This window comes from Streptomyces alboflavus, assembly GCF_000716675.1.
Taxonomy (GTDB): Bacteria; Actinomycetota; Actinomycetes; order Streptomycetales; family Streptomycetaceae; genus Streptomyces; species Streptomyces alboflavus.
The window spans coordinates 1-4,820 of sequence record NZ_JNXT01000131.1; the positions used below are offsets into that span (position 1 = coordinate 1).

At 57.5% G+C, this 4,820-nt stretch carries 2 rRNA genes; both read left to right on the plus strand.

Annotation, left to right across the window (positions count from 1 at the left end):
• Nucleotides 1–11 precede the first annotated feature (11 nt).
• A 16S ribosomal RNA gene (locus OO63_RS41015) occupies nt 12–1,539 on the plus strand.
• A gap of 218 nt (nt 1,540–1,757) precedes the next feature.
• Nucleotides 1,758–4,787: ribosomal RNA gene (locus OO63_RS41020) — 23S ribosomal RNA — on the plus strand.
• Together the 16S and 23S rRNA genes form the textbook arrangement of a ribosomal RNA operon.
• The last annotated feature ends 33 nt before the right edge of the window (nt 4,788–4,820 follow it).

The following is a 4,820-nucleotide window of genomic DNA, read 5'->3' on the forward strand; positions in this document are numbered from 1 at the left end:
ACCGGTACACATTCACGGAGAGTTTGATCCTGGCTCAGGACGAACGCTGGCGGCGTGCTTAACACATGCAAGTCGAACGATGAAGCCCTTCGGGGTGGATTAGTGGCGAACGGGTGAGTAACACGTGGGCAATCTGCCCTGCACTCTGGGACAAGCCCTGGAAACGGGGTCTAATACCGGATAACACTCTCCACCGCATGGTGGGGGGTTGAAAGCTCCGGCGGTGCAGGATGAGCCCGCGGCCTATCAGCTTGTTGGTGAGGTAGTGGCTCACCAAGGCGACGACGGGTAGCCGGCCTGAGAGGGCGACCGGCCACACTGGGACTGAGACACGGCCCAGACTCCTACGGGAGGCAGCAGTGGGGAATATTGCACAATGGGCGAAAGCCTGATGCAGCGACGCCGCGTGAGGGATGACGGCCTTCGGGTTGTAAACCTCTTTCAGCAGGGAAGAAGCGCAAGTGACGGTACCTGCAGAAGAAGCGCCGGCTAACTACGTGCCAGCAGCCGCGGTAATACGTAGGGCGCAAGCGTTGTCCGGAATTATTGGGCGTAAAGAGCTCGTAGGCGGCTTGTCACGTCGGTTGTGAAAGCCCGGGGCTTAACCCCGGGTCTGCAGTCGATACGGGCAGGCTAGAGTTCGGTAGGGGAGATCGGAATTCCTGGTGTAGCGGTGAAATGCGCAGATATCAGGAGGAACACCGGTGGCGAAGGCGGATCTCTGGGCCGATACTGACGCTGAGGAGCGAAAGCGTGGGGAGCGAACAGGATTAGATACCCTGGTAGTCCACGCCGTAAACGGTGGGCACTAGGTGTGGGCAACATTCCACGTTGTCCGTGCCGCAGCTAACGCATTAAGTGCCCCGCCTGGGGAGTACGGCCGCAAGGCTAAAACTCAAAGGAATTGACGGGGGCCCGCACAAGCGGCGGAGCATGTGGCTTAATTCGACGCAACGCGAAGAACCTTACCAAGGCTTGACATACACCGGAAACGGCCAGAGATGGTCGCCCCCTTGTGGTCGGTGTACAGGTGGTGCATGGCTGTCGTCAGCTCGTGTCGTGAGATGTTGGGTTAAGTCCCGCAACGAGCGCAACCCTTGTCCCGTGTTGCCAGCAAGCCCTTCGGGGTGTTGGGGACTCACGGGAGACCGCCGGGGTCAACTCGGAGGAAGGTGGGGACGACGTCAAGTCATCATGCCCCTTATGTCTTGGGCTGCACACGTGCTACAATGGCCGGTACAATGAGCTGCGATACCGCGAGGTGGAGCGAATCTCAAAAAGCCGGTCTCAGTTCGGATTGGGGTCTGCAACTCGACCCCATGAAGTCGGAGTCGCTAGTAATCGCAGATCAGCATTGCTGCGGTGAATACGTTCCCGGGCCTTGTACACACCGCCCGTCACGTCACGAAAGTCGGTAACACCCGAAGCCGGTGGCCCAACCCCCTTGCGGGGAGGGAGCTGTCGAAGGTGGGACTGGCGATTGGGACGAAGTCGTAACAAGGTAGCCGTACCGGAAGGTGCGGCTGGATCACCTCCTTTCTAAGGAGCACTTCTAAGCCATTCGGTGGGTTTGCTAGTACTGCTTCGGCGTGGAACGCGGACAACATCAATCGACTGTGTCGGGCACGCTGTTGGGTATCTGAGGGTACGGACTTGTTCCCGACCTCAATGCCGACCCCGGTATAGATCTGCTTCGGCGGGTTGTGACGGGTGGTTGGTCGTTGTTTGAGAACTGCACAGTGGACGCGAGCATCTGTGGCCAAGTTTTTAAGGGCGCACGGTGGATGCCTTGGCACCAGACCAGGAACCGATGAAGGACGTGGGAGGCCACGATAGTCCCCGGGGAGTCGTCAACCAGGCTTTGATCCGGGGGTTTCCGAATGGGGAAACCCGGCAGTCGTCATGGGCTGTCACCCGCTGCTGAACACATAGGCAGTGTGGAGGGAACGCGGGGAAGTGAAACATCTCAGTACCCGCAGGAAGAGAAAACAACCGTGATTCCGGGAGTAGTGGCGAGCGAAACTGGATGAGGCCAAACCGTATGCGTGTGAGACCCGGCAGGGGTTGCGTATACGGGGTTGTGGGATCTCTTTTCTGTCGTCTGCCGGCGACAGGACGAGTCAGAAACCGTTGATGTAGGCGAAGGACATGCGAAAGGTCCGGCGTAGAGGGTAAGACCCCCGTAGTCGAAACGTCAGCGGCTCGTTTAAGAGACACCCAAGTAGCACGGGGCCCGAGAAATCCCGTGTGAATCTGGCGGGACCACCCGTTAAGCCTAAATATTCCCTGGTGACCGATAGCGGATAGTACCGTGAGGGAATGGTGAAAAGTACCGCGGGAGCGGAGTGAAATAGTACCTGAAACCGTGTGCCTACAAGCCGTGGGAGCGTCGGATGGAAGCTTGCTTCCATCTCGTGACTGCGTGCCTTTTGAAGAATGAGCCTGCGAGTTTGCGGTGTGTTGCGAGGTTAACCCGTGTGGGGAAGCCGTAGCGAAAGCGAGTCCGCCAGGGTTGAAAACCTGGGGGATGACCTGTGGTTAGGGGTGAAAGGCCAATCAAACTCCGTGATAGCTGGTTCTCCCCGAAATGCATTTAGGTGCAGCGTCGTGTGTTTCTTGCCGGAGGTAGAGCACTGGATAGGCGATGGGCCCTACCGGGTTACTGACCTTAGCCAAACTCCGAATGCCGGTAAGTGAGAGCGCGGCAGTGAGACTGTGGGGGATAAGCTCCATGGTCGAGAGGGAAACAGCCCAGAGCATCGACTAAGGCCCCTAAGCGTACGCTAAGTGGGAAAGGATGTGGAGTCGCAGAGACAACCAGGAGGTTGGCTTAGAAGCAGCCACCCTTGAAAGAGTGCGTAATAGCTCACTGGTCTAGTGATTCCGCGCCGACAATGTAGCGGGGCTCAAGCGTACCGCCGAAGTCGTGTCATTCATACATGAGGGCCAACGCCCGTGTGGATGGGTAGGGGAGCGTCGTGTGCCGGGTGAAGCTGCGCCGGAAGGCAGTGGTGGACGGTTCACGAGTGAGAATGCAGGCATGAGTAGCGATACATACGTGAGAAACGTGTGCGCCGATTGACTAAGGGTTCCTGGGTCAAGCTGATCTGCCCAGGGTAAGTCGGGACCTAAGGCGAGGCCGACAGGCGTAGTCGATGGATAACCGGTTGATATTCCGGTACCCGCTGTGAAGCGTCAAACATCGAATCCAGTGATGCTAAGGCCGTGAAGCCGCCCTGATCTCTTCGGAGTTGAGGGGAGTGGTGGAGCCGCTGACCCGATCTGGTAGTAGGTGAGTGATGGGGTGACGCAGGAAGGTAGTCCAGCCCGGGCGGTGGTTGTCCCGGGGTAAGGGTGTAGGACGTGATCCAGGCAAATCCGGATCACACATAGTCTGAGACCTGATGCCGAGCCGATTGTGGTGAAGTGGATGATCCTATGCTGTCGAGAAAAGCCTCTAGCGAGTTTCATGGCGGCCCGTACCCTAAACCGACTCAGGTGGTCAGGTAGAGAATACCGAGGCGTTCGGGTGAACTATGGTTAAGGAACTCGGCAAAATGCCCCCGTAACTTCGGGAGAAGGGGGGCCATTCCTGGTGATGAGATTTACTCTCTGAGCTGGGGGTGGCCGCAGAGACCAGCGAGAAGCGACTGTTTACTAAAAACACAGGTCCGTGCGAAGCCGTAAGGCGATGTATACGGACTGACGCCTGCCCGGTGCTGGAACGTTAAGGGGACCGGTTAGTCACTCTTCGGGGTGGCGAAGCTGAGAACTTAAGCGCCAGTAAACGGCGGTGGTAACTATAACCATCCTAAGGTAGCGAAATTCCTTGTCGGGTAAGTTCCGACCTGCACGAATGGCGTAACGACTTCTCGACTGTCTCAACCATAGGCCCGGTGAAATTGCACTACGAGTAAAGATGCTCGTTTCGCGCAGCAGGACGGAAAGACCCCGGGACCTTTACTACAGTTTGATATTGGTGTTCGGTTCGGCTTGTGTAGGATAGGTGGGAGACTGTGAAGCGGGCACGCCAGTGTTCGTGGAGTCGTCGTTGAAATACCACTCTGGTCGTGCTGGATGTCTAACCTGGGTCCGTGATCCGGATCAGGGACAGTGTCTGATGGGTAGTTTAACTGGGGCGGTTGCCTCCCAAAGGGTAACGGAGGCGCCCAAAGGTTCCCTCAGCCTGGTTGGTAATCAGGTGTTGAGTGTAAGTGCACAAGGGAGCTTGACTGTGAGACTGACGGGTCGAGCAGGGACGAAAGTCGGGACTAGTGATCCGGCGGTGGCTTGTGGAAGCGCCGTCGCTCAACGGATAAAAGGTACCCCGGGGATAACAGGCTGATCTTCCCCAAGAGTCCATATCGACGGGATGGTTTGGCACCTCGATGTCGGCTCGTCGCATCCTGGGGCTGGAGTCGGTCCCAAGGGTTGGGCTGTTCGCCCATTAAAGCGGTACGCGAGCTGGGTTTAGAACGTCGTGAGACAGTTCGGTCCCTATCCGCTGTGCGCGTAGGAGTCTTGAGAAGGGCTGTCCCTAGTACGAGAGGACCGGGACGGACGAACCTCTGGTGTGCCAGTTGTTCTGCCAAGGGCATGGCTGGTTGGCTACGTTCGGAAAGGATAACCGCTGAAAGCATCTAAGCGGGAAGCCTGCTTCGAGATGAGGACTCCCACCCCCTTTGAGGGGTTAAGGCTCCCAGTAGACGACTGGGTTGATAGGCCAGATATGGAAGCCCTGTAAGGGGTGGAGTTGACTGGTACTAATAGGCCGAGGGCTTGTCCTCAGTTGCTCGCGTCCACTGTGTTGGTTCTGAAAC